Source organism: Arthrobacter sp. Hor0625 (assembly GCF_052567525.1).
The window spans coordinates 2,610,574-2,635,455 of record NZ_CP199586.1 but is presented as its reverse complement, the minus strand read 5'-3'; the positions used below and the strand labels follow the sequence as shown (position 1 = coordinate 2,635,455).

The window sequence follows — 24,882 nt, the reverse complement described above, 5'->3', positions numbered from 1 at the left end:
TTGTTGTCCCCAATCAGAGAGCGATGTGTTCGCGTGGATTGCCGAAAATCTGTATCTTGCCACTGGCAGCCAGCTCGTGGTCCGCTACGGCCCAGGTATGACCCGCACCGCTACGCATCTGGCAGTAGTTGAACCGGTCGGCCGAATATATGGAGCCACCATTGCCAGCCACTGAGGCGAGGAACGCCGTGTCTTCCCCCCGGCTTCGTTCCTCAAAGGGGTTCAGCTCAAAGACCTCGCGCGCCGCCGTGATGGTCGGCCCCATAACCGAACGACTGAACCGGTGTTCCATATGGGCCGCCCGAAGCACAGTAGCGCCGCTAGCCTCAAAGTGCATGTAGTGGGCCTGCTTCCCCACCACGTCCGCCCCCGAGTATTCCAGGGCGAATTGCAGGTCGAGCAGATAATTCGGAGCGTAGTAGTCGTCATCGTCCATCTTGGTGAGAATCTCTCCTGAAGAAGCTTTTACACAGAGATTCAAACACTCGCCCAGAGTCAGGCTTGGTGAGGCCGCTAACACCGTGTAGTGGTCTACGCCGGTAACGGACGCCAAGTGGGCCAGCCTGTCTTTATCCGCCTCGAACCCGTGTGTGAGCAGAACAAGTTCGGCCTTTACGCCTGACTGGCGTCCAACCGCCTGAAAGACATTTTCGAGTTGGTGCGGCCGGATCGTGGATACGAGCGCGCTAACGGAGGGACGCCCCACGGGTCGCGCCATTCCGGGGGACGCGGCTTGAATGACAGCTTCTGCCCGATGGGCATAGGTGTGCTCGCTCCAAATGCGGCGCTGCGCCTTGTGCACGACACGTTCATTGAGTTCTGTACTGGACGTCAACATCCTGAGGATGTTTTGCGCCTCGGACCGGGAGCCCACCACCATGACTTCGTCCTCGGCAAAGAACTTCGCTATGGCCGCGCTGGCCGTCGATACGACGGGTGTCCCTGACGCTGAGATTTCAAAGATTCGCCGAGCGCACATGCTGGGAGATTCGGTAACCGAATTAACATTGAGGAAGACTTTATGCGCCCTGTACGCGGTGAGCATTTCGGCATAACTCAACGAACCCACAACGCGTTTGTCCAAAGGCGCTGGGAACTGATAATTCACATCAGCCCCCAACTGCCGGGAGTAGATCTCAAGGTCTGCACCACCTCTGTCCGCCTCTGCGGAGGCCGCGCCGATGAGCATATCCATCTGATCCCGCCGTTCCGGGTACTTATGCGCGAAGTACATTCCAGCAAAGGCCACACCCCGGGAATGCCACCCATGTCTAGGTCGGATGGGATTGTGGATAGCCGGTTGCGCAGCAAACGGCAGTGTAGCGACCCGGTCATGACCGAGTTCGCGTACGTACTCGGGAATCTTGTCGGCATCGCTCGTGAAGACGAAGTCAAACAGTTTCGCAGCGGGTAGGAAGTCATCGAAGTGAGGCGGATCTTCCTTATTCCAAAAAGCGGTGGGGATGCCTTGCTGTGCGCACCACTCAAGGAGGTTGATAAACTCCACACTTGGCCCGGATGCCCCGGTGAGTCGGTACTTCCACGAGCCTGCGTTGCCGTTCCAGGCCGATTCGACAAATATGAAGTCAACACGCTCTTCCGTCAGCTGGTCGCGCCACCCACCATGCCGGAGCTCAACAAGGTTCCATTCGTAAGAGAACGCGGCGCGACTGAAATCGTCCAGGATGACCCCGACTTTTAAGTCGCTCCGCCGCGGTTGCCGTGCCGGCGATTCATACGGCGCGAAACGGAGGCGTCGTTTGCGGCCGCGACCGGTCCATCCGCCCTCGGCCCCCTTGGTGTTTAGTGGAACATAGAAGCCTTGTTCCGCTTTCCGGCGCAACTGCCACTGACGTAGCTGGGCAACGCCCCCCGCACGGTAGTGCCAAGCTGCTTTGCGCAGCGATGCTAACGTAACCATTACCCACGGACCCGTCGCGATGAGCGTTCCCGGACTTCAGTAACTACGAGATTTGCCTTGGCTTCCTCGAGCATCGCCTCCGCGGAGATGTTGTTCCCCTTGGACAGTTGTTTCGTAAACTCTTGGTACGCCTTTATGGCCACGTTCGGTTCGCCGTCCATGATGAGGTCCCCCTTGTCCAACCAAATAACCCGGGTGCACATATCACTGATGGTCTCGAGGCTGTGGCTTACCAGAAAGACGCAGCCGGCCTGGGCCCGGAGTTCATCCATGCGGAGCTTGCTGCGGTCCGCGAACTGCGCATCGCCGGTGTTGAGGGCTTCGTCCACCAACAGGATCTCGGGGTCGACTGCTGCGGCAATGGCAAAGCGCAGGCGCGAGGCCATGCCTGACGAATAAGACTTCATCGGAAGGTGAATCGACTTCTCAAGACCGGAAAGCTCCACAATGCCGTCGAACTTCTCGTCGGCTTCGGCCCGGCTCATACCCATGGCTAGGCAACCAAGAATGACGTTCTGGTCACCGGAAAGGTCCTGGACCAAGGCTGCATTGACACCAAGCATGATAGGAGTGCTTGACGCGTACACAGCGCCCGACGTCGGCTTCGATTGGCCGCTGATGATCTTCATTAGGGTGCTTTTACCGGAACCGTTCCGGCCAATAATGCCCACCGATTCACCGCGCTCAACCACCAGGGAAATTTCGTTCAACGCGTGAACGGTGACCAGACTGGACTTAGGCACGGCACTGCGCAGGACCCGGGAGCTGAATCTCTCCTTTGGCCGCTCTACAGACTCACTTGACGCAACCCTATAGCGCATTTCCACTCTGTCGACGACTACGCAAGGATGGCCGTCGATGTAAATTGCCTGCTCATCCGCGTCCATATGATTCCTCCCCTTTCCAGAAATACACGAGACCAACGGCTAGGGTTGCAAGTGCCCACGCGGCCAGGATCGCCCATGACTGCCATTGCGGAACCCTGGCGTAGAGCACGCAGTCGCGAATGATGTCGATCACGTTGAAAAGCGGATTGAGTTTGATGAGAGCCAGGACCTGCGGGTGCGTGACAAAACGGTCATAGGTGTAGAAAATTGCGGACAAGTACATCCAGGCCCGAACGGCAAATGGAATGAGATGCGTGACGTCGTTGATTCGGGAGATCATGCGTGCGAGTATCAGCCCCACGCCCAGATTGAAGAGTGCCTGCAACAGGACCGCCGGAATTACCAGGAGCCAGAGCCATGTGATCTCTTCCGCTGGCGGAAGGACGACGGTGATCAGCAACATAGCGAGGAACAGCGGCACCGCCGAGAGCAACTCCCGCACGTTCGCACCGATCGGTAGAGCTGCCCTAGGGAAGTTGAATGCTTGTACGACTGACTTGTTGTTGCGGATCGACCGGGCTCCTGAAGTGATGGCTCCAGAGCTGAACTGAAAGGTGAAAATTCCAATGACCAAATACCCGACGAAATTCTTGATGCCACCGCTGGTGTTCAACAGCAGACCGAAGATTAGGTAGTACGTCAGGCCGTTAAATATCGGGTTCAATAGCAGCCAAGCGCTGCCGAGGCGGTCGCGTCGCGTGCCACTTTGAACGCGGGCCCGAGCATCGTAAAAAATGAACTGCCGGAAGTCCCAGAGCTGCACTAAATAGTCAAGGAAACCGGGGCGGGAGCCAACCCTGGTCAGTCGGCGCATGTCCACGGACAGCGGCTGGACGGCCATCTGATCCTGCGCCACGCGGGAATCGGTGGACACTAACACGTTCTCCTCATTTTTCACTCAGCAGCTCACTGTAAGCAGCTGACAAAGCTCGAGCATTCGCTGCCCAAGTCCTGGTTCCGAGCACATCGGCTCGTCCGGCACGTCCCATGCGGATCTTCTTCGACGCATCCGCGAGGAGCGACTCCAGAGCCGCGGCTAGTCCGGGCACGTCGCCGGCCTCAACCAGGGTGCCGCTGACACCGTCATGGACAATTTCTGCCAAAGCAGGCAGCCTACTCGCCACCACCGGCCGCGCGCAGGCCAGAGCCTCGACAGGCTTGAGGGGGGTCACCGACTGCGTCACATCCAAGTCCCTGCGCGGCACCACAAAGACGTCCAGAGCTTGGTGATAGCGAACTGCCTGTTCGCGGGGAACCCGCCCGGTGAAGATGATGCGGTCGACTAGGCCGAACCGGCGGGCCTGCAGCTCAAGAGCCGGGCGGTCCGCGCCGTCGCCAACTATCAACAACTTCAGATCCGTAAAGCGGGGGGCGAGCAAACCAAATGCATCGATAAGACAGTCGAGGCCTTCATAGGCTACCAAACTGCTGACCGTCCCGACGTACAGCCCGTCTTCGTTGAGCCCAAGCTCTCGGCGGACCGCGGCTGCGTCCCGTGGCTCTTCAAGAAACTCGCCGCCTACGGCGTTCGGTGCGATCATGATTTTGCTTTCCGGGATGCCGGCGGCGACGATATTCGCCTTCATGGCGCTGCCGAGAGTCACCACTAAGTCGGCATCTCGCATGACCTCGGCTTCGCGTTCCTGAAACAGCCGGTATCGTTCGCTGTCCTTGGCTGCGGCAGGCCGCGTTGATGCCCATGTGTCGGCAAGCTGGCCACGCACTTCGTAGACCCACGGGATACCAACAGCCTGCGCCACGGCCCGAACCACGAGGGCATTGACGTGGTGCGTGGTGGTGTGGAGCACGCTGGGCCGGAACTCCAGCACGATGTCCAGCAGCTCCTGCGCCTGCTGCTGCAGGCGTTGGTCCGGGGTTGCTGCCAGCCGCGCCGGCAACAGACGACGGTAGCGGACGCCCTCCACCACGTCCTCGTTCTTGGCGAAGATTTTTCCTACCTGAACCGGGTAGCCCAGCCTGGTCACGGCAAGGACGTCCCAGCCGGCGGCGTGCTGCGCGGCCAGGATGGAATGCGACCGCTGAGCGTAACCGCTCGCGGTATGCGGCAGCGAATTGGTCAACAGATGAAGGACCCGCTGCGGAACTGGGCTGTAGTCGGTGTGGTTCAGCACCGGTGCTGCCAACCCGGCCAGGACGTCCCGCTCTGCCGCGAGCCGGGCCAGCTGCCCCCGAGTGCCGTGACCGGCGCCGCCGCGCACAAAATCTTCCAGGACCTCAACGGCGTCGCTCAACGCACCGTCGTACCAGAGTCTCCGGGCGCGCGCCTGTGAGAGCCCGCGGGCACCCTCGGCGCGGTCAAGGAAGCCGTCGGCGAGGTCGGGAAGCTGGGCGGCGAGGGCCACGTCGGCGAGCTGGCGGGCGCGCTCCCCCGTGGGCTTAGCAGCGGCGGCGAGTGCCAGCCGGCGCTGCACTTCGTCGGCGTTTCCTCCCACCAACGCTGCAAGCAAGGCGGGACGCCCGGAGGAATTGTAAGGAGCGATGCGGGTCGCAGCTTGGGAAAGCGGCCCCACCAGTCGCGCCGGAAGGCGCCGGCTCACCTGCAGGAGCAGAAGCATCGGATCGTCGGTCAGATGACTGGCGATGACACCGGCGGCCAGTCGGACATTGCGAAATAGCTGGGTCATCAGGAGGCTTCCGGCTCCTGGTCGAGCAACCGCGAGATCAGGGCCATGTACTGCTCGGCCAGCAAGGAATAGTCCGCGTGTTCCTTCACCCATTGCCGGCTGGCTCCGTCCCGCACCAGCCGGGAGCGGTCAGCGGCCAACTCCCGCCACAGCTCGGCCACGGCTTCCGGGCCGCTGGCCACAATGTCTCCGGCCTGGGCGTCCGTGATGATGCGGGCGGCTTCACCAATGACAATTGCCGTCACGTGGCGGCCGAGCGACAAGACCTCGTAGGTCTTTGACGGCACGGTGGTTTCAAACGATTTCCAGTCGTCCCGCAGCGAGACGATGCAGGTGTCAGCCGAGGCATAGCGCTCCAGGACAGCCGAACCGTGCAGGGATGAATGGAAAGTCACTGGGGCGTTAAGCTCACGCGCAAGCTTCTGCAGCGCCGGCTTGCGGGTCCCGTCACCCACCAGGTGCAGGTGCATGGAGTCTCCTACCAGCGCGCTGGCACGGATCACCACTTCCAGACGTTGGCTCGCACCGTGGTTTCCAAGGTACAACGCCTCAAAATGGTCGCGCTCCGGCTCGGGCGGCGCAAGCACGGGAATCGTGTCCACATGCAGTCCGTTGCTGACCGTGGCAACGTTCTTGATGCCGCGTCCGCGCAGAGTCTCCGCGAATCCTTCCGTGACGGTCACGACCAGGTCCGCACGGCGCTGGATGAAGTCGACGGCGACCTCCACCACACTTTTGACCCGGCCCTTGACCATGCGGGAGTCGCGGGCCAGATCCGGCCAGGCGTCCCTCATCTCGACGATCAGGGGCACGCGGCGAAGCCTCGCCAGCAAATACCCCGCGGCCAGGATGGGCAGGCTGGGTGCGGTAGCGACGACTACGTCGGGCCGGCGGCTGAACAGCCCCACCGGAACGGACATGGCGGCTGAGAAACAGTGATCAATGAAGCGGGTCAGCTGCGAATTGCCGTGCGGCAAGAACGGAACTCGGCGGATCAGCTCCGTGAACTGACCCTCCTGGCGCCGGAAGGCGCGGCCAGCCTGCTCTTCGGGCACCTCCCGGCGCCCGGACGGTGCGTGCGCCACCGGCGTGATGACCTCGACGTCCCACCCGCTGGAGCAGAACTCCTTAAGCAGGGCCGTCCAACGCCGCTGCGGCGGGCTGGTTTCGGGCCAGTAGGAATGCACCAGGAGGCTGACCCGGATCGGCCGGTCCGCGCCGCGGGAAGTTTTCGACTGGTTCACGGAGAAACCGGGGACCATTCTAACGACGACCCTTGGGGCTCACTCGCCCACGGGAACCCAGTGCGCGGAAGTAGGCGAATCCAGCCGCCAGCAGGACAACGACGGTCGCCAGTTGGACGCCAAAAGGGCTTCCAGTAGCCGCCGTGACGGCGGCCTGGATCACGGGTGCAGACTCGATTGCTTGCTTCTCGCTGGCCGGCTTGGGCTCTGGCGTCTTAGTAGGTGCGGAGGATACCGGCGCCGCTGAGGCGGTGGCAGACGGCGTCAGCGTCGGCGTCGGCGCTACAACTTCGGCTGCCTGGGCCGGCGCTTCCCGAACCGGCGGCGGCGATTGACCGGGCGGCACGGCCGGTACGACCACGGGCGACGCAGGAGTCGGTGCCGCCGGCGCGGCCGGAGCGGGAGCCGGCCTTGCCGGCACCTTGACGGGCACCGGAGCGGGCGCCGGGGACGCCGGTGAGGGCGGCGCCGGCGCTGGGGCTGGCTCCACCGGCGCCGGAGCGGGCGCCGGGGGCGCCGGTTCCACAATGATGATCGGGTCGGGGCTGGGGGTCACAGCATCCTCGGCCTGGGCGGGAGCTGCGCCGAGGCCGAGAGCGACGGCGGCGCCGAGAGCCGCCGTCGTGATCCCTCGCGTGCGCGCGCCGCGGCTGTGTGATGCGTTCAATGTTCCCCCAGCAAAATCCAGTTAGGTGCGTCGTAAGAATCCCCGCCGCACTTTACGGCGTGGCCGCATTTCTGTGACCGCGCCGAGAGCATCCTACCGGTTTACTGCAACCGCAAAAAACATTAAGGGCCCGCTACGAGCCAGAACCCGCGGTTTTAGCGACCTCCCCCAGCGTGTCATCGCGCAGCGCGGCCCCGACCTTTGCGATGGCGGCATCGTCGCGAAGCACGATCGACTGGCCGTCCGCGGACGTGCCGATGCCTAGCGTGGGCAGCGTAAAGCTGACGACGTCAGAGGAACGGACATTGCGCAGTCCCACCGCCAGGGAGCCCACAGCCGTGGCGTCAAGGGACTTGTCCACGCTCACGAACGGCGACACCGTGTCCACGAGACTACTGATCCGGACCGGGTTTGTCAGCGTCTCAGCGGTGAGGAACTTAGACATCAGGGCCTTCAGAAAAAGTTGCTGATTCTTCACCCGCTGGTAGTCGCCGTCGGTGAAGGCTTTGCGCTCACGGACGAAGGCGAGGGCCTGCTCACCGCTGAGCTGTTGTTTGCCGGCAGAAAAGGAAAACTGTTTCGTGTTGAACGCCGCAGGCACATTTACGGTGACCCCGCCCAAGGCGTCGGTCATGGCCTTGAAGCCTTCGAAATCTACAACCGCCACGTGGTCGATCCGATTGTCGAACATGCCCTCCAGGGTTTGAACCACCAAGGGGATGCCGCCCAGAGCCATGGCGGCATTCATTTTCGCTTCGCCGTGGCCGGGGATCTGTACCCAGGTGTCGCGCATGATGGACATCATGTAGATGTTCTTGCGGTCCGCGGGAATGTGGACCCACATCATGGTGTCTGAACGCTGGTCGGACGCCCCGCCAGCCTCCGCCTCGCCCAGTGCAGCCGCACGGCTGTCGCTGCCAAGAAGCAGCAGGTTCACGGCGTCCGTTTTAGTTTCAGCCGGCCGTGCAGTTTCGGCAGGGAAGGCCTGCTCGATCTTCTGCGACTTGGTGTTGAAGCTGTTCGCCAAGTTGAAGGCGTAGACCCCGGCCCCGACCGCCACGACGAGAAAGAACGCTACGACCGTCAGCAGCACATTGCGCGCGGTCCTGCTCTTCTTCGGCCGGGGCCGCTGGCCTCCGTCGAGAGGAGCGGGATCTTCGGTGTAAACGGACATTGTTGCGTTCCCAACTCTTGTAACGATCGTCGTAGTGCGAACAGAAATAGCTGGGCCCATTGTGCCATGGACGGGTTGTGGGGCCGCACGTTGCTGAAACCTCCAGATGCCCCCGCCGGGATAGGCTTAAGCAATGCCTTCGCCCCGTATCCCTGCAGCCGCACGTCCGCTTCGCCTGGTGGTTGCCGCCGCGGCCGGTGCGCTCGTGCTGAGCGCCTGCTCGCCCGCCGTCGACGTCGCCCCGGCCAAGGATGCGGCGAACGCAGCGTGCGCGCCGATGATGCTGGCCCTGCCGGACAGCATCGGGGACGCGAAACTGCGCAAGACCAATAGCCAGGCGACTGCGGCGTGGGGAGATCCGTCGCTGGTGATCCTCCGGTGCGGCGTGAATGTCCCGGGCCCCACCACGGACCGTTGCGTCAGCGTCAACGGCGTCGACTGGGTGATCAAGGAAGGCAACCCGGTGTGGACGCTGACCACCTTCGGGCGGGAACCCGCCACCGAAGTGCTGATGGACCCGGACAAGATCAGTTCCGCCACCGTGCTGGCGGAACTGGCCAGCGCCGCGGGCAAGGTCAAGGCCACGCGGAACTGCGTGGGCCAGGAAGATCTGCAGAACCTGCCCGCCGGCAAGTAGGCGGCCGGCAGGCAGGTCGGCTCTTACCGCAGGCCGGTCTTGCGGTGCAGGGCCAGGTGGATCAGTTCGTCGATCAGTTCCGCATAGCCCAGGCCCGAGGCCTTCCACATCTGCGGGTACATGCTCTTGGGCGTAAACCCGGGCATGGTGTTGATCTCGTTGATGATCAGCTCACCCTCGGGCGTGTAGAAGAAGTCCACCCGGCTCAGGCCCTCGGCACCGACGGCGTCGAACGCGACGGCCGCGAGCTCGCGGACCCGGGCGCTGGCCTCGTCGGGCAGGTCGGCCGGGCAGCTGAGCGCCGCGGCATTGTCCTCGACGTATTTGGCGTTGAAGTCGTAGAAGTCATGGCCGCCGCCGGCCACGGAAATTTCACCCGGCATCGACGTCCGCGGCGCATCGGTTCCCCGGCCTTCCAGCACGGCGCACTCGATCTCGCGGCCCACGATGCCAGCCTCGATCACGAGCTTCGGGTCATGTTCCCGGGCGGCCTCGATGGCGGCGTCCAGCTGTTCCAGCGAGTCGACCTTGGAGATGCCCATAGAGGAGCCCGCCCGTGCCGGCTTGACGAACACCGGGAAGCCGAGCGCGTCCACGCGTTTGCGCACCAGTTCCGGGTCGGTCAGCCACTGCCGGTCCGTCACCGCGATGTACGGGCCCACGCGGAGACCGGCGGACTCGAACACGACCTTCATGAAGTGCTTGTCCATGCCCACCGCGGAGGCCAGCACGCCGGCGCCGACGTAGCGGGTGTCGGAGAGTTCCAGCAGGCCCTGGATGGTGCCGTCCTCGCCGAACGGCCCGTGCAGCAGCGGGAAGACCACGTCCACCGAGCCGAGTTCCTGCGGGACCTGGTTGGGTGCGGCGACGATGAGCTGGTGTTCGCCGCCGATCTCCGCCAGCGTCACGGTCTGTTCCGACGGTGCCACCTCGGGCAGGGAGGTCGAGGACAGCGACCACTGCTTGGTGTCCCCGGAGACGAGCACCCACTGGCCGGTCTTGGCGATCCCGATCGGAATGACCTCGTATTTGGCCTGGTCGATCGCCCCGAGGACCCCCGCCGCGGTAACGCAGCTGACGGCGTGCTCGCTGGAGCGGCCGCCGAACAGCACTGCCACCCGCGGCCGGGCGCTGCCGGTGGTGTTTTCTGGGCTCACGTTGTTTTCCGACACTCTTAGTAATCGCCTTCGGGTTTCAGGTCCCGGGACAGCAGCAGCGGCCCCAGTTCGTCTACGGACAGTTTGCCGGCCAGCACGGCGACGACGGCGGCGGTGATGGGCATCTCGACGCCCACCTTCCCGGCCAGCTCGTGGACGGCCTGCGCCGACTTGATGCCTTCGGCGGTCTGCGTCATTTCGGCGGTGACCTGCTCCAGGGTCAGCCCCGTGCCAAGCAGGCGTCCCGCCGTGTGGTTGCGGGACAGCGCGGAAGAGCACGTGGCCACCAGGTCGCCGAGACCGGCCAGCCCGGCCATAGTCCGGGCTTCCCCACCCAGGGCCAGGGTCAGCCGGGAGGTCTCGGCCAGGCCGCGGGTGATCACGGACGCCTTGGTGTTATCGCCCATCTGCCTGCCCTCGCAGATGCCGACAGCCAGGGCGATGATGTTCTTGACGATGCCGCCGATCTCCACGCCGATGACGTCCGACGTCGTATACGGGCGGAAGTACGGTGCGGTGCAGCTGCGTGCGATCCAGCCCGCCGCGGCGTCGTCCGCGCAGGCAACGACCGACGCAGTCGGCTCCTCGCGCGCGATCTCCATGGCCAGGTTCGGGCCTGACACCACAGCGACGCGTCCGGCGGGGATGCCGAGCTCTTCCCGGATCACCTCGCTCATCCGGGCGTCGGTGTGCAGTTCCAGGCCCTTCATCAGCGAGACCACCAGCGCGTCAGGTCCGATCAGGCGCTTCCACTCGCGCAGTTGCGGCCGCAGCGTCTGAGCGGGCACTGCCAGGACCACCAGGTCGGCGCCCTCGATGACCTCGGCGACGTCGGTGGAGGCGGTGATGCTCGCCGGCAGCGCGATGTCCTTGAGGTACTGGCCGTTGCGGTGCTCGGTGTTGATTTGGTCCACGACGGCGGCGCGCCGGCCCCAGAGCCGGATGTCACGCTCGACGCCGGAAGCGGTGGCCGCGTCGGCGAGGACCTTCGCAAACGTGGTCCCCCAGGAACCGGCCCCCAGCACGGCAACGCGCCGGGCCGAACCGGTCAAATCTGCGGTCACTTCGTGCCGTCCGTGGCGGTGCCGGCAGTTCCGTCCGCGGCAGTGCCTCCGGCGGGTCCGCCACTCTTGCCGCCTCGTTCGATGAAGCGCCCGTGGGTGGACTGGTTGTGCGCCGAGGGATCCCAGCGGACCAGCGGCGGCTGGCCGCCGCGCAGTGTCGCCAGGAGGTCGGTGATGGCGTCCATGATGACGCCGGTGGCCTCGGTCAGCGTGGCCTTGTCCAAGGGCCGGCCCTCGAATGCGCTGAGGTCCACCGGATCGCCCACCAGCACCCGGGACGTCTTACGGGGGAAGACGTGGAAGCGCTTGGCGTAGCGCGGGAAGACTTCATGCGCTCCCCAGTGCGCCATCGGGACGACCGGGATGCCGCTTTCCAGCGCCATCCGGGCGGCTCCGGTGTGGCCTTTCATGGGCCACAGCTCGGGGTCGCGGGTCAGCGTGCCCTCCGGATAGATGATGATGGCGCCGCCCTCGTCCACGACTTCCTTGGCGACCTGGAGCGAACGGTTGGCGCCCGCCGTCGAACGTTCCACCGGGACCTGCTTGGTGTTGCGCAGCACTGAACCCAGCACCGGCACCTTGAAGAGGCTGCCCTTGGCCAGGAAGTGCGGCATCCGCTTCTGGTTGTAGAGCATGTGGCCGATCACCAGCGGGTCGATTTCGGTGCAGTGGTTGGGGACGGCAATGAAGCCGCCGGCCGGCAGTTTCTCCAGCCCTTCCCACTTCTTGTTCATCAGCAGGTTCATGACGGGCCGGACGATTCCGGCCACAATGACAAAGGTGATGTGGCTCTTGGCCGTTTCCTTCACTGCGTCCCCGCTATCGGGCCGACGTGATGTCGAAATCGGCGCCCAGGCCGGCGAGCTTTTCGGTGAAGCGCTCGTAGCCGCGGTTGATGATGTCGATGCCCGTGACGCGGGAGGTGCCGGTGGCGGCCAGTGCCGCGATCAGGTGGCTGAAGCCGCCGCGCAGGTCGGGGACGTCGATGTCGACGCCCTTGAGCTGGGTGGGGCCGGAGATGACGGCGGAGTGCAGGAAGTTGCGCTGGCCGAAGCGGCACGGGACGCTGCCAAGGCATTCGCGGTGGACCTGGATGCTGGCTCCCATCCGGATCAGGGCGTCCGTGAACCCGAAGCGGTTTTCGTAGACCGTCTCATGCACGATCGAGACGCCCTCGGCCTGGGTCAGGGCAACGACCAGGGGCTGCTGCCAGTCGGTCATGAAGCCGGGGTGCACGTCGGTTTCGAGCACCAGCGGGTTGAGCTTGCCGCCCGGATGGTAGAAACGGATGCCGTCCTCGCCGATGTCCATGCCGCCGCCGACCTTGCGGTAGGTGTTCAGGAAGGTCATCATGTCCCGCTGGGTGGCGCCCTCGACGAAGATGTCGCCGCGGGTCACGAGGGCCGCGGAGGCCCAGGACGCGGACTCATTGCGGTCGGAGAGGGCGCGGTGGTTGTAGCCGCCCAGGTCCTGCACGCCCTCGATCCGGATGGTGCGGTCCGTCTGGACGCTGATGATGGCGCCCATTTTCTGCAGCACGGCGATCAGGTCAACGATTTCCGGCTCGGTGGCCGCACCCGTGAGCTCGGTGATGCCCTCCGCGCGGGTGGCGCTGAGCAGGACCTGCTCGGTGGCCCCCACGGACGGGTATGGCAGCGCGATCTTGGCGCCCTTGAGGCCGCCCGGCGCGGAGATGTGGATGCCGCCGGGGCGCTTCTCGACGACGGCGCCGAACTGGCGCAGCACGTTCAGGTGGTAGTCGATGGGCCGGTCACCGATCTTGCAGCCGCCCAGGTCCGGGATGAAGGCTTCGCCGATCGCGTGGATCAGCGGCCCGCACAGCAGGATCGGGATGCGCGAGTCGCCGGCGTGCGCGTCAATGGCCGTGTGCGAGGCGGTCTTGGCGTTGGTCGGGTCCAGGGTGAGGTCCCCGGTGACGGGGTCCTTGTCCACCGTGACGCCGTGGAGCTGGAGCAAGCTGGTGACAACCTCAACGTCCTTGATTTCGGGAACGTTGCGCAGCACGGAAGGCTCGTTGCCCAGCAGGGCGGCGACCATCGCCTTGGGGACAAGATTCTTGGCCCCGCGAACGGTGACACGGCCGGTCAGCGGGACGCCTCCGCGGATTGTCAAAACACTACTCATTTACCAGTTTCCTCACGACTACTCGCCCCCAAATCCTTACAAAGGCTCCAGCTAAGCATAGGAGCTAGCGTTACCGATCTGAAATACGGCGCGGTGGCGGGTGGCGTTAGGCGCTCAGGACGGGGCGTGTCGGCCTAGCCGGTGTTGAGGGCCGTGACATCGCCCGGCACGTCGCGCATGGCAGCCGCGTCGGGTCTGCGACTACGCGAAGTTACTGCGCCGCCCCGGCGGCCACACCACACCTCGAGGCCGGCGGCTGCAGTCGCGAACGCAATAATGTCAGCCCCCTGCTGTTGACTTGATTCATGGAAGGGAATGAGGAGCTCTCCCGGGTTTCAATCGACGACGGCGCCCCAGTGAGTGCCGCGGCGATCGCTGATCAGATCCGCGTCCTCGAAGACGAAAAATCTGCACTCTCGGCCCGGCAGGCCCGCCTGGCCGTGACGTTCGATCTGCTGAGGCGCGCGGAGCAGGCCGACGCCGGCATGCCCGCGGACAAACTGGGTGCCGGGGTTGGTGCCGAGATCGCCTTGGCGCGGCGGGAATCCCCCGCCAAAGGCTCCCGCCTCCTGGGTCTGGCTAAAGCGTTGGTGACCGAGATGCCTCGCACCCTCGCCGCTTTGGAAGCCGGGCAGCTGAACGAATGGCGAGCCACCCTGCTGGTCCGCGAGACCGCCTGCCTCTCCGCCGCGGACCGGGCCGCGGTGGACGAAGAACTCGCCGCGGACGCCGGGACTTTCGACGGCGCCGGCGACCGGACCATCACCGCCGCGGCGAGGGCGGCCGCCTACCGGCGCGACCCGCGCACGGTTACCGAGCGGGCAGCCCACGCCGCGACCGAACGGTACGTCAGCGTCCGCCCCGCACCGGACACCATGTGCTACCTCACCGCGCTGCTCCCCGCGGCCCAGGCCGTTGCGGTCTACGCCGCCCTCACCCGGGCAGCGGATGCCGCGCGCTCCGACGGGGACCCCCGTACCCGGGGCCAGCTGATGGCCGACGCCCTCGTTGACCGCACCACCGGCGCGCCCGGCGGGATCGGCGGCATCAGCATCCAGCTCGTCATGACCGACCGCACCCTGTTCCAGGGCGACAGCGAAGCGGCTCGGCTGCCGGGCTACGGCATCGTCCCCGCCGGCTGGGCGCGGCAACTGGCCAGCCGAGGCGCCGGCACCGGCGGGAGCGGAGACCGGGCGGACGATGACAGCGGGCCGGGCGCCGGAAACGGCGCGGTCAACGGCAGTACGGCCGGGCACGGAGGCGGCGTAGGCAGGAACCCGGCCTTCCCGGTCTGGCTGCGGCGGCTCTACACCGCACCGACCACCGGAGAGCTCACCGCGATGGACTCCCGCGCCCGCCTCTTCCCCGCCGGGCTCCGCCGCCTCATCCAGGCCCGCGACGACACCTGCCGGACCCCGTACTGCGACGCCCCCACCCGCCACCTGGACCACATCATCCCCTGGCACACCGGCGGACCCACCACCGCCACCAACGGCGCCGGACTCTGCGAACACTGCAACCACACCAAAGAAACTCCCGGCTGGACCGCCCAACCCAGACCCGGACCAGGCCGGCACAGCCTCGAACTGACTACCCCCACCGGCCACACCTACCGCTCCACCGCACTACCACTGCCGGGGACCAGCATGGGCGGATCACGCGAACAGCGATTCAACACGGCCATATCTTCGGACCTCGTCATGGCGGCCCGGCGACGAGAGATAAGACACCGGGCAAAGGTCCAGGGTCCCCGCCGGAAGACACGTGCCGCCGCTTAGGCAGGCAAGGCGCCCGCTTAGGCGGGCAAGGCACTGCAAAAGCAAAGTGCCGCCGTCGGGGTTTCAAACCCGACGGCGGCACGGCGCCTTCCGCTCCTGCCTAGGACAGCTTTGCCGGCAGCGTGGTGGGCTTGAAGGCCGGCCGGGTGGCCTCGTAGGCGGTGATGTCTTCTTCGTGCTGCAGGGTCAGGCCGATGTCATCGAGGCCCTCCAGCAGGCGCCAGCGGGTGTAGTCATCGATCTCGAAGGGCGCGACGACATTGCCGCACTCGACGGTCTTGGAGACCAGGTCGACCTTGACTTCGGTGCCGGGGGCGTTTTCCAACACCTTCCAGATGAGTTCGATGTCGTCCTGCGCCACCTCCGCGGCGAGCAGGCCCTGCTTGCCCGAATTGCCGCGGAAGATGTCGGCGAACCGGGAAGACAATACTGCCTTGAACCCGTAGTCCTTCAGTGCCCAGACGGCGTGTTCGCGCGAGGATCCCGTGCCGAAGTCCGGTCCTGCGACCAGCACGGAGCCGGCGCTGAACGGCTCCTGGTTCAGGATGAACGACGGGTCCTTCCGCCAGGCCGAGAAGAGCGCGTCTTCGAAGCCGGTGCGGGTGATGCGCTTGAGGTAGACGGCGGGGATGATCTGGTCCGTGTCGACGTTGCTCTGGCGCAGCGGGACACCGATGCCGGTGTGGGTGGTGAACTTTTCCATTGCGGATCCTTCTGGGTCTGCCAAGCGGGGAGGGGCCGGGAGCGGTACGCGCTACGCCGCGCCCACGCGCTGGCCTGCGGGTTCAGTTACGGGCTCCAGGTCCGAGGGCGAGCTCAGCGTGCCGCGCACCGCCGTCGCCGCGGCCACGACCGGCGACACCAGGTGGGTGCGGCCGCCCTTGCCCTGCCGGCCCTCGAAGTTGCGGTTGGAGGTTGAGGCGCAGCGCTCCCCCACCTCAAGCTGGTCCGGGTTCATCCCCAGGCACATGGAGCAGCCGGCGAACCGCCATTCGGCGCCGAAGTCGGTGAAGACCTTGTCCAGCCCCTCGGCCTCGGCCTCGAGCCGGACGCGGGCGGAGCCGGGAACCACCAGCATCCGGATGGCCGGGTCCTTGGTGCGGCCGCGGATGACGTCCGCGGCGGCCCGCAGGTCCTCCATCCGGGAGTTGGTGCAGGAACCCAGGAAGACGGTGTCGACGCGGATGTCCTTCATCGGCGTGCCGGCTTCGAGACCCATGTATTGGAGGGCCCGCTCGGCGGCCGCCTTGGCGTTCTCGTCGCCGAAGTCCGCCGGCGACGGCACCTTCTCCGACAGGGATACGCCCTGGCCCGGGTTGGTCCCCCAGGTCACGAACGGCTCCAGCGTGTCGGCGTCGAGGTCCACCTCAACGTCAAACGTTGCGTCATCGTCGGTGCGCAGGGTGTTCCAGTACTCGACGGCGGCATCCCAGTCCGCGCCCTGCGGCGCGTGCGGCCGACCCTGCATGTAGTCGTAGGTGGTCTGGTCCGGGGCGACCATGCCGGCGCGGGCGCCGGCCTCGATCGACATGTTGCAGATCGTCATCCGGGCCTCCATGGACAGTGCCCGGATCGCGGAGCCGCGGTACTCCAGGACGTAGCCCTGGCCGCCGCCGGTGCCGATCTTGGCGATGACGGCCAGGATGATGTCCTTGGCCGAGACGCCGGGGCGCGGGGTGCCCTCGACATTAATCGCCATGGTCTTGAACGGCTTGAGCGAAAGCGTCTGGGTGGCCATGACGTGCTCGACCTCGGAGGTGCCAATGCCCATGGCGAGGGCACCGAAGGCACCGTGCGTGGAGGTGTGCGAGTCGCCGCAGACCACGGTCATGCCGGGCTGGGTCAGGCCCAGCTGCGGCCCGACGACGTGCACGATCCCCTGCTCGGCGTCGCCGAGGGAGTGCAGGCGCACACCGAATTCCTTGCAGTTGTTGCGCAGGGTCTCGATCTGGGTCCGGCTGGTGGGGTCCGCGATTGGCTTGTCGATCGCCAGCGTGGGAGTGTTGTGGTCCTCGGTGGCGATGGTGAGGTCCGGGCGCCGGAGTTTGCGGCCGGCCAGGCGCAGGCCCTCAAACGCCTGCGGGGAGGTCACCTCGTGCACGAGGTGAAGGTCAATGAAGAGAAGGTCGGGCTGGGCATTGGCTCCTTCGCCGTCCCCCTTGCGCACCACGTGCGCGTCCCAGACTTTTTCGGCCAATGTCTTTGCCACGGCCTGCTCCCTTCACTGCTGTCCTAAGTGCGTCGCGCCCGGATGATGCCGCGCGACGGATCCGGTTGCTACCGGCTGATGCTGTCCACTGAACCAGCACCGCCGTCGAATGCGCCAGCGCAATGATTTGCATCTCAGATAATGAGACGGCAATATCATTACATGGACAATTCTAGTGGCGTCGGCGTCATCGATAAAGCGGCCCATGTACTCGACGCGCTCGAGGCCGGCCCCACCACCCTGGCGCAGCTGGTTGCCGCCACCGGACTGGCCCGCCCCACCGTGCACCGGCTGGCCCTGGCGCTCGTCCACCACCGACTGGTCAGCCGTGACATCCAGGGACGCTTCGTGCTCGGCAGCCGCCTGGTGGAGCTCGCCTCCGCCGCCGGCGAGGACCGCCTCATCGCCTCCGCCGGCCCGGTGCTCATGCAGCTGCGCGACGCCACTGGCGAGAGCGCCCAGATCTTCCGCCGGCAGGGTGAGTGGCGCGTCTGCGTCGCCTCCGCCGAACGGCCCATCGGCCTGCGCGACACGATTCCGGTAGGCACCCAGCTGTCTATGAAGGCCGGCTCCGCCGCGCAGGTGCTGCTGGCGTGGGAAGACCACGATCGGCTCCTCGAGGGCCTCCAGGCCGCACGCTTCACGCCAACCGTCCTGGCCGGAGTACGACGCCGGGGCTGGGCCCAGAGCCTCGGCGAACGCGAGCCCGGGGTCGCCTCCGTGTCGGCGCCCGTCCGCGGTCCGTCCGGCCGGGTGATCGCCGCCGTGTCGATTTCCGGCCCGATCGAGCGCCTGACGCGCCAGCCCGGCCGGCTGCACGCCGAAGTGGTCTGCAACGCGGCCCGCATCCTCACCGAGGCGCTGCGCAAAACCAACGACTAGGCGCCGCCGCTTTACTTGCGGGCGCCGCTAGGCTGTGGCCATGAACAGCTATGCGGTCTTCCTGCGCGGGGTCAATGTCAGCGGCATCAACATCAAGATGGCCGAGCTCAAGGAGGCCCTGAAGCCCCGCCCCTTTTCGGCGGTGAAGACGCTCCTGGCCAGCGGCAACGTGGTGCTCTCCAGCGAGCTCGCGCCGGCAGCGGTCAAGGCAGAGTTCGAGGCGTGCCTGCGCGAGGGCTTCGGCTATGACGCCTGGGTGGTGGTGCTGACGGCGGACCGCGTGGCCGAACTGGTATCCGCTTGCCCCTATCCCCCAGACGACGCCGCAACGCACAGCTACGTCACGCTGTCCTCCGATCCGGCCGCGCTGTCCGAACTCTACGACGCCGGCCGGCAGCTGGAGGGCGTGGAACTCGTCCGGCTCGGGCCCGAGGCGGTGGCCTGGCTGGCTCCCGTCGGCGGCACCCTGGACAGCCCGTTCAGCAAGCTCTCCTCGAAACCCAAGTACAAAGCCTCTACCACCACACGCAACCTGCGCACGATGATCAAGGTCCGGGACACCGCAGTGGGAATGTGACCCACTGCAGTTTGGAAGTCTTCGGGCAGCGCATCAACCGTAATCCCGTCCCTAAGTTCAACGACGATCTTGGGACCATGCTTTCCGGGAAGAGTGCCAGGTGCCAATGAAGGGTTGATCATCATGTCGATGACACGTAGGAAGGCCATAGTCTTCGGAAGTCTAGGACTAGCTACTGCCCCTCAAAGCATCCAAGGACTAAGCGGTAATGTGCGCCCGACCCACGCCGGAATTACCGCTGACGCCGCGCAATTTTCTACCGTACCCGGTTCCGAGATGACACCGCTGGACGGAGCTGGCAGCAACCGTGAATTCGTCATAAATGCAAGCCACTACGGGGTTAGAGGCGACGGAAAAACGGATGACCGGGGCGCGTTGCTGGAGGCGGCGAACGCTGCTGTCGCTCTTGGTTACCCCCTAGCCATACCGGCCGGTTTGACCATGATCCTCGGCGGAACTCTGGTCCTCCCGACAGGGCTTCAACTGTACACAAACGGTTCGAGGTTCCGGGCGTTGTCCCAGACGGGTCGCAACCCGCAAATCCGGATCGGCTCCCACACAACCGTCACGGGCGGTGTCTACATCACAACTCTTGGCGGTGTCAGCGGCTCTGGACTCTGTATCCAGGGAGCAACAAATGTCCGCATCGACGTTGTGGATATCGAGTCGGCCATCCCCGGGCAGGGCAGCGGTAACGTACGGGACAACGGCCTGAATATAACCGGGTCGAGCGACGTCACCATTGATCGTGTGCGCATAAAGAACTTCGACTACTCGTTGTTCGCTGAGAGAGTACCAAACCTGACGATCAGGTGGCTCGAAATCGAAACCTATAAGTGCGGAGCTCATTTTCGTGACGCATCCCGCCTCCGTCTCAATGGCGGATGGATCCATGGCGCCTCCCCGAACTCTGCCTACGCACCTGGCCACAACGGCGTCCTTTTGGAGTCCAACGATGCTGCAGAAGAGATTCGCATAGAGAACGTAGCTGTGCACGATGCTGGCGAGCACGGGTTCCGGATCTCCGGCCCTGCACAAATTAGGAATCTCTGGCTCAATAGTTGCTCCGCCATTAATTGCACAGGTACCGGCTTTAAACTTCTCGGCGGCCTTCACGCCGACGGTGTCTATAACGAGAATGTGTTCTTCCTGAACTGCCTAGCCGAGGATTGCGGCCTGGTCAACAGGAACACCTGCGGGTTCCTGATCCAGATGGCCAAGTGCGTCAAAGTAGTCAGCCCGATCATTCGAAACCGAAACAAGGTGAGTTCGGGACACTCCGGCATTCGTCTCGGCGGCGTGACGCACCTACAGATCACAGACCCAGACATAGTAAGAGCTGCCCAATACGGCATCTTCATTGACTCCGAACTGGGAAACGTGTCCGACGTGAAAATCAACGGAGCGAACATCGACCAGACGACCGGTTGGGCGGTGTACCTCTCAAACGGGCAGCCTGGCGGGAGCCCAAACAACTTCCACAACATCGAGATCGAGGCAACCGTTAGCATAACTGATGCCAAGTCTGGCGGGTTCTACGCCGGGAGGGGCGCCTACACAGCTGAGGGCACGTGGACGGGCTTCAACCGGGTAGTCCTGCGGTTCCAAGATACTGTGAACCAAACGGTCGCGGCTTCCGCCTCGTCGAGGCACTTCCACGCCGACATTATCGGGAACAGGAACACAACGATTCTTTTCAAGAACGGTTCAAAGTGGCTTGACACGAAGACTGGAAACTACCTGCTGGCCAAGGCTGGAACGTGGGTAACCCAGTGAACAGCTAGGTTGCGTCTGCCATAAAGTTGGGATATAGAACCTTGCGGATGCAACCGCCATTAATGCGTCAACCCTACCGAAGTCGCCTCTAGACGCAGTCTCCTCTGGGGTATGCAACCCCGAGAGTGGCTTCCCGGTCCTGCCCAGCCTTCGCCTCCACCGTGCGTGAGAGAGCGACCGGCGCGACGTAGGTGGCCAATTCATCGGTTGCCACATCCGACCGCGCGAAGTCCGGTTGTTACATCTACGACAGCGCCACGGCACCGGCGCCCGGCAGGGCCCGTGCTATTCGGGAAAGACCAGCAGACTACCAATGCCACCAACCTGGCCAAACGCTCTGCGCATTTGCGGTTCTCCAACTAACGGCTCGTCGCCTGGCTCGAACCGCTCAACGACTGCAAGTTTTCCATCAGCGCCAACAGCCATCTTACCTTTGGATGGATGCGGGGATTCGGACTTAATCGGGGTAGCGGTCCTCGACCGCTGAAGGCTACACGGTATGATCCAACTGGCTTGAGGCGCACTCCACAGGGAGCACCACCAGGGTTGACCCGGACGAGAATTAGTTCGTGTGCAATTACAATCTCAAAAACGGGGTAGAAATACGTGCAATCGGATCTCATAACTTCAGACCTCATCGGCACCACGTATACCAATGATGAACTGATTTCATATCTGTATTTAGAAAACATGTATCTGAAGCGGGGCGTCGATAAACCAATCGCGCCCTCCACAATCTCTGCCCCAAGCCAGCATGAGGTTCAGATGCTGGACCAATACCACGTCGCTCGCGCATACCTCCGCAAAACTGCACCCTCAACCGGTAGGCACTTAATCCTTGCTAACGAGTATCCCAACTATGGCGCCGAATACGGGAACGGGTTCATTCATCGTCGCGTTGAATTGTACAAACAGTATGGAGCCGACGTTGATGTAATGGCATTTGGTAAACGTCTTACCCGAATGACATACAACTACAAGGGCGTGGATGTCCTCTCAGGGTATGTACATGAACTCTTAGCTCTTCTCAGTTCCAGGCGATATGAGTCCATCAGCGTTCATTTTCTGAATCACGATATGTGGAATGTTATTTCCCCATACCTAGACACTTCAAAACTGTACGTGTTCCTACATGGTTACGAAGTTAATAGGTGGATTCGTCGAATATTCGAATATAAGACGTTCAAGGAACTCGATAGCAACATATCACGGTCGATGCAACTTCAGCGGTTCTGGCACCACGTCGTCAAGCACAAGCAAAGTCCCGCAAAATATGTATTCGTCTCAAAATGGTGGCAGCAAGCAGTGTCCGAGGATATGGAGTTGACGTTTCCGCACGCGAGGACCGAAATTATTCACAACTTTATCGATACGGAACTTTTCAAATATATCCCGAAGGAGCCGGCTCAGCGTTTTAAGATCCTCTGGGTCCGGAGCAGCGATGCGCGGAAATACGGCAACGATCTTGCTATCGATTGTCTCAATCGCATCAGAGCGACCCAGTACTGGGACATGGTCCAGGTCAAGATCATTGGCGACGGTAAGTATTTTCACGAGTTCGACGAGGCGTTCGGTCAGGAGGCCAATGTATCGATTGAACAGAGATTCGCATCCCAAGAGGAAATCGCAAGTCTCCATCGCGATTACGGGCTATTTCTGGTCCCCACGCGGCTAGACTCACAGGGTGTGTCTCGAGACGAAGCAATGTCCTCGGGATTAGTCCCCGTAACTAACGCAGTCACCGCCATTCCTGAGTTCGCCGATGAAACATGCGCTGTGCTCGCACCCGCAGAAGATTCAACATATATGGCGGATGAGATTCTTCGCATCTTCAACAGTCCGGAACTATTTCTTTCAATGTCGGAAAACGCTGCGAAACGTGCACGCAGTCAGTGCGACGAATCGAATACTGTCCGACGCGAAGCAGAAATGCTTGGCATGCTCGAAAAAGGAACTAGGCATTGAGTTCACTGATTTTTATATCTGACACGGGCGCCGTCGAAGGCAACCTGCTCTCCGCCCACAAAGCCGCGGATGAAGAGGCTTGGTTTTATCACGTCACCGAAAATCGCTTCTACCCAGACGGCATTGAGGCAGCAGAATCCTGGCTGGACCCGCGCATGGCTCCCTCGCGCCATATTCTACGCACGAGGTATTTTCAAGCGATTATCCGAAAACGCGGAATAGGACGCGTTCTCGCGGTCGGGATGACGGCTGCAAATTATGCCAGCACCGTGCTGGACTCACATGACTTCACTCCCATTCTTCTCAGAGGTGACCTGGACTTTTCCAGTCGTCGTACTGGCCACGTGGAGAGCTTCACCGCGATCAATACCAACGCCCGCAGAATTTTTTTTGAAGATTCATACGAGATGGATAAAGCCGCGGCGCACGGTTCGACGACACCGCATCTAAAGTACCCGTCGTTTGCGGACGTGCAGACGGGGATACTGCACCACGACGTAAACCATAAGAAGGTGGCTTTGGTCTACGATGCGGCCGCTAACGATGCGAGGACGGTCAGTCAGCTCAACGACTACGAGGAGATACTCACACAGGCCGGATTTGCATCAAAACGCGTCGACATAGGTTCCTTGTACTCCAGTATCGACTTGCGAATGGGGCGGACTTTCCCCGCCACTATGCGGTATCGCATAGGAGACTGTTCACACTGCATCATAATTGGTGATTCTAGGAATACCGGCACCGTGATAGCCGGCTTGGCAGGACAGTCAGACAGGATCTTTGTCGATGACACTTTCAATTCATCCTTTGTCTATTCAGCCTCCGACTTCGCAAATTTTGGTAGGGGCCTGGCTCTCGTTCAAAAGCTGATTGTAGCGAGCGTAGGCGAAGGCACCAAGGAATCAAATTTGGCGGATAATCTGATTTCGAGCGCATTTGCGCTGGGTGCCATCGACCAGCTTGTAGCCCAGCAACTGCCTTGGTTCTATGAGCCTCTTGCAGGCTCCGAAAATGCATCAGACTTCGATGTATTTTTCACCGTCGCCCCAATTGAGAATCGGGCCAACGGGGCACGTCCCCAAAGAATTCGAAACATTGCAGAGGCTTTCGCTGAAGAGCGGCCGACAGTAATGGTGTCGTCAAATATAGCGGGGTTGAAGCGAAAGACCACCTATCTTCAGTGGCTAATTGGCCGGGGCATAAGGCCTGCCTACTTTTACGGTGAGAATTCGACTACCCCGATTGCCACTTACGACGGCATAGAGCTACTCGCAGATCTTCTGGTATCTTTGCGTAGCGCTGGCTGTCTTGTTGGCTGGTTTATCCGTGATCTCCACTGGTTGGATCCCGACAACGCATATCTTTCGACTTCCTCAACTGACCACAGGACGATTACCGCTAGAGGACTTTACGAAGTCCGAGTTCTTTCCGAGGTATGCGACCTTTTCTTCGCTCCAAATTCTGAGTCTGCGGTTGCCTTCAAGGGATACTTGGGCTCCCACAATCCTATAAACGTTGAGTGGGCCCCTCTTCCCCCCGGGATATCCTGGAGCAACACTCTTCCCGTCAAATCTTCGGGGCTCTCGGGAGAGTCCACAGACAGGACCACCTTTGTCTACAGCGGAGGCGTTGGGGACGTCTACAATATGGACACCTACCTTGAGGCGATATCTCAACTTAATCCTGATCAGTATTACTTTGACTTCGTGGTCCGCAAGGAGGAACAGGATGCCCTAACCACGTCTATTGGGCAGCTAAGCTCTGTCACCCGCGAAGCAATCCGAGTTCTTAATGTAGATCTTGCTGATTACATTCCGCGGTCCGACCGGTGCGTCGGGATCGTTCTTATTTCGAGCACTTACGCCAATTTTAGCTTTCCCTATAAGACAATGACCATGATCGAGCGTGGTTACCCTATTCTTACCTTTGCTGATATGGCAATAGCCGAATTTGTGGTATCTGAGTCTGTAGGCGTTACCTGTGGGAGGTCTGCTCAATCCGTTGCTGAGTCTATGCAGGACCTAGCAACTTCCGACTATTCAACGTATCGGTTCAGCGATTGCCGCCTGTCGAACTCGTGGGGAGATCGAGCCAATCAGATCCGTTTCTCCCTCGATGGACAGCGGGCTCGATAGGCTGTGCCTCGGCTTGCTC

General features: G+C 62.8%; 19 protein-coding genes. 7 read left to right on the top strand and 12 right to left on the bottom strand.

Annotated elements, in window-relative coordinates:
• Nucleotides 1–13: 13 nt before the first annotated feature.
• From ACTWLI_RS12120 to ACTWLI_RS12095, 6 genes are all read right to left on the bottom strand, one after another.
• Nucleotides 14–1,921 (bottom strand): glycosyltransferase family protein, encoded by a 1,908-nt coding sequence (locus tag ACTWLI_RS12120; RefSeq protein WP_445154082.1) that lies wholly within the window; start codon nucleotides 1,919–1,921, stop codon nucleotides 14–16.
• Entirely contained in the window at nucleotides 1,921–2,808 is an 888-nt protein-coding gene (locus ACTWLI_RS12115; RefSeq protein ID WP_445154081.1) for an ABC transporter ATP-binding protein, read from the bottom strand. Before ACTWLI_RS12115 ends, ACTWLI_RS12120 begins: the two co-directional genes overlap by 1 nt.
• Nucleotides 2,795–3,706: an ABC transporter permease gene (locus ACTWLI_RS12110; RefSeq protein WP_445154080.1), complete on the bottom strand. Its 912-nt coding sequence runs from the start codon at nucleotides 3,704–3,706 to the stop codon at nucleotides 2,795–2,797. The genes ACTWLI_RS12115 and ACTWLI_RS12110 overlap by 14 nt, the downstream gene beginning before the upstream one ends.
• Nucleotides 3,696–5,453 (bottom strand): glycosyltransferase, encoded by a 1,758-nt coding sequence (locus tag ACTWLI_RS12105; RefSeq protein WP_445154079.1) that lies wholly within the window; start codon nucleotides 5,451–5,453, stop codon nucleotides 3,696–3,698. The genes ACTWLI_RS12110 and ACTWLI_RS12105 overlap by 11 nt, the downstream gene beginning before the upstream one ends.
• On the bottom strand, nucleotides 5,453–6,697 hold the full coding sequence (locus ACTWLI_RS12100; RefSeq protein ID WP_445154078.1) for a glycosyltransferase family 4 protein: 1,245 nt from the start codon (nucleotides 6,695–6,697) through the stop codon (nucleotides 5,453–5,455). Before ACTWLI_RS12100 ends, ACTWLI_RS12105 begins: the two co-directional genes overlap by 1 nt.
• 800 nt (nucleotides 6,698–7,497) lie before the next feature.
• Nucleotides 7,498–8,538 (bottom strand): LCP family protein, encoded by a 1,041-nt coding sequence (locus tag ACTWLI_RS12095; protein WP_445154077.1) that lies wholly within the window; start codon nucleotides 8,536–8,538, stop codon nucleotides 7,498–7,500.
• Between the two features lie 133 nt (nucleotides 8,539–8,671).
• Between ACTWLI_RS12095 and ACTWLI_RS12090 the strand changes: the two genes are divergently transcribed.
• Nucleotides 8,672–9,175, top strand: coding sequence for a DUF3515 family protein (locus ACTWLI_RS12090; protein WP_445154076.1), 504 nt, complete (start codon nucleotides 8,672–8,674; stop codon nucleotides 9,173–9,175).
• Between the two features lie 23 nt (nucleotides 9,176–9,198).
• Here ACTWLI_RS12090 and ACTWLI_RS12085 read toward each other — a convergent pair whose 3' ends face one another.
• Genes ACTWLI_RS12085 through murA form a run of 4 tightly spaced genes read right to left on the bottom strand, consistent with a single transcriptional unit; the run spans nucleotide 9,199 to nucleotide 13,541 of the window.
• Nucleotides 9,199–10,347, bottom strand: coding sequence for a D-alanine--D-alanine ligase family protein (locus ACTWLI_RS12085; protein ID WP_445154075.1), 1,149 nt, complete (start codon nucleotides 10,345–10,347; stop codon nucleotides 9,199–9,201).
• Nucleotides 10,348–10,349: 2 nt separating this feature from the next.
• The gene (locus tag ACTWLI_RS12080) at nucleotides 10,350–11,396 is read right to left on the bottom strand and encodes an NAD(P)H-dependent glycerol-3-phosphate dehydrogenase (RefSeq protein ID WP_445154074.1); all 1,047 of its coding nucleotides are present in this window, start codon (nucleotides 11,394–11,396) and stop codon (nucleotides 10,350–10,352) included.
• Nucleotides 11,393–12,205 carry a lysophospholipid acyltransferase family protein gene (locus ACTWLI_RS12075; RefSeq protein ID WP_445154073.1) on the bottom strand — a complete coding sequence of 271 codons (813 nt, stop codon included), beginning with the start codon at nucleotides 12,203–12,205 and terminating at the stop codon, nucleotides 11,393–11,395. The genes ACTWLI_RS12080 and ACTWLI_RS12075 overlap by 4 nt, the downstream gene beginning before the upstream one ends.
• 10 nt (nucleotides 12,206–12,215) lie before the next feature.
• Nucleotides 12,216–13,541 carry a UDP-N-acetylglucosamine 1-carboxyvinyltransferase gene (gene murA / locus ACTWLI_RS12070; RefSeq protein WP_445154072.1) on the bottom strand — a complete coding sequence of 442 codons (1,326 nt, stop codon included), beginning with the start codon at nucleotides 13,539–13,541 and terminating at the stop codon, nucleotides 12,216–12,218.
• A gap of 305 nt (nucleotides 13,542–13,846) precedes the next feature.
• Between murA and ACTWLI_RS12065 the strand changes: the two genes are divergently transcribed.
• Nucleotides 13,847–15,319, top strand: coding sequence for a DUF222 domain-containing protein (locus tag ACTWLI_RS12065; protein WP_445154071.1), 1,473 nt, complete (start codon nucleotides 13,847–13,849; stop codon nucleotides 15,317–15,319).
• A 100-nt stretch (nucleotides 15,320–15,419) separates the two neighbouring features.
• Here the strand turns inward: ACTWLI_RS12065 and leuD are convergent, their stop codons facing one another.
• A complete protein-coding gene (gene leuD, locus ACTWLI_RS12060) occupies nucleotides 15,420–16,022 on the bottom strand; it encodes a 3-isopropylmalate dehydratase small subunit (RefSeq protein ID WP_445154070.1) in 603 nt (200 codons plus the stop codon).
• Between the two features lie 51 nt (nucleotides 16,023–16,073).
• Nucleotides 16,074–17,528, bottom strand: coding sequence for a 3-isopropylmalate dehydratase large subunit (gene leuC / locus ACTWLI_RS12055; RefSeq protein WP_445154069.1), 1,455 nt, complete (start codon nucleotides 17,526–17,528; stop codon nucleotides 16,074–16,076).
• A gap of 162 nt (nucleotides 17,529–17,690) precedes the next feature.
• Between leuC and ACTWLI_RS12050 the strand changes: the two genes are divergently transcribed.
• The 5 genes from ACTWLI_RS12050 (at nucleotide 17,691) to ACTWLI_RS12030 (ending at nucleotide 24,863) form a co-directional block, all read left to right on the top strand.
• Complete coding sequence (locus ACTWLI_RS12050; protein WP_445154068.1) at nucleotides 17,691–18,410, top strand: IclR family transcriptional regulator; 720 nt, start codon at nucleotides 17,691–17,693, stop codon at nucleotides 18,408–18,410.
• A gap of 40 nt (nucleotides 18,411–18,450) precedes the next feature.
• Nucleotides 18,451–18,987, top strand: coding sequence for a DUF1697 domain-containing protein (locus tag ACTWLI_RS12045; RefSeq protein WP_445154067.1), 537 nt, complete (start codon nucleotides 18,451–18,453; stop codon nucleotides 18,985–18,987).
• Between the two features lie 276 nt (nucleotides 18,988–19,263).
• Nucleotides 19,264–20,763, top strand: coding sequence for a right-handed parallel beta-helix repeat-containing protein (locus tag ACTWLI_RS12040; RefSeq protein ID WP_445154066.1), 1,500 nt, complete (start codon nucleotides 19,264–19,266; stop codon nucleotides 20,761–20,763).
• 606 nt (nucleotides 20,764–21,369) lie between these two features.
• Nucleotides 21,370–22,728: a glycosyltransferase family 4 protein gene (locus ACTWLI_RS12035; RefSeq protein WP_445154065.1), complete on the top strand. Its 1,359-nt coding sequence runs from the start codon at nucleotides 21,370–21,372 to the stop codon at nucleotides 22,726–22,728.
• Nucleotides 22,725–24,863, top strand: coding sequence for a hypothetical protein (locus ACTWLI_RS12030; protein ID WP_445154064.1), 2,139 nt, complete (start codon nucleotides 22,725–22,727; stop codon nucleotides 24,861–24,863). The genes ACTWLI_RS12035 and ACTWLI_RS12030 overlap by 4 nt, the downstream gene beginning before the upstream one ends.
• The last annotated feature ends 19 nt before the right edge of the window (nucleotides 24,864–24,882 follow it).

What these genes read in the sequence shown, in the direction of transcription:
- ACTWLI_RS12120 (WP_445154082.1), bottom strand. Translation starts at nt 1,921, where the DNA reads ATGGTTACGTTAGCATCGCTGCGCAAAGCAGCTTGGCACTACCGTGCG.
- ACTWLI_RS12115 (WP_445154081.1), bottom strand. Translation starts at nt 2,808, where the DNA reads ATGGACGCGGATGAGCAGGCAATTTACATCGACGGCCATCCTTGCGTA.
- ACTWLI_RS12105 (WP_445154079.1), bottom strand. Translation starts at nt 5,453, where the DNA reads ATGACCCAGCTATTTCGCAATGTCCGACTGGCCGCCGGTGTCATCGCC.
- ACTWLI_RS12095 (WP_445154077.1), bottom strand. Translation starts at nt 8,538, where the DNA reads ATGTCCGTTTACACCGAAGATCCCGCTCCTCTCGACGGAGGCCAGCGG.
- ACTWLI_RS12090 (WP_445154076.1), top strand. Translation starts at nt 8,672, where the DNA reads ATGCCTTCGCCCCGTATCCCTGCAGCCGCACGTCCGCTTCGCCTGGTG.
- murA (WP_445154072.1), bottom strand. Translation starts at nt 13,541, where the DNA reads ATGAGTAGTGTTTTGACAATCCGCGGAGGCGTCCCGCTGACCGGCCGT.
- ACTWLI_RS12065 (WP_445154071.1), top strand. Translation starts at nt 13,847, where the DNA reads ATGGAAGGGAATGAGGAGCTCTCCCGGGTTTCAATCGACGACGGCGCC.
- leuD (WP_445154070.1), bottom strand. Translation starts at nt 16,022, where the DNA reads ATGGAAAAGTTCACCACCCACACCGGCATCGGTGTCCCGCTGCGCCAG.
- ACTWLI_RS12050 (WP_445154068.1), top strand. Translation starts at nt 17,691, where the DNA reads ATGGACAATTCTAGTGGCGTCGGCGTCATCGATAAAGCGGCCCATGTA.
- ACTWLI_RS12045 (WP_445154067.1), top strand. Translation starts at nt 18,451, where the DNA reads ATGAACAGCTATGCGGTCTTCCTGCGCGGGGTCAATGTCAGCGGCATC.
- ACTWLI_RS12040 (WP_445154066.1), top strand. Translation starts at nt 19,264, where the DNA reads ATGACACCGCTGGACGGAGCTGGCAGCAACCGTGAATTCGTCATAAAT.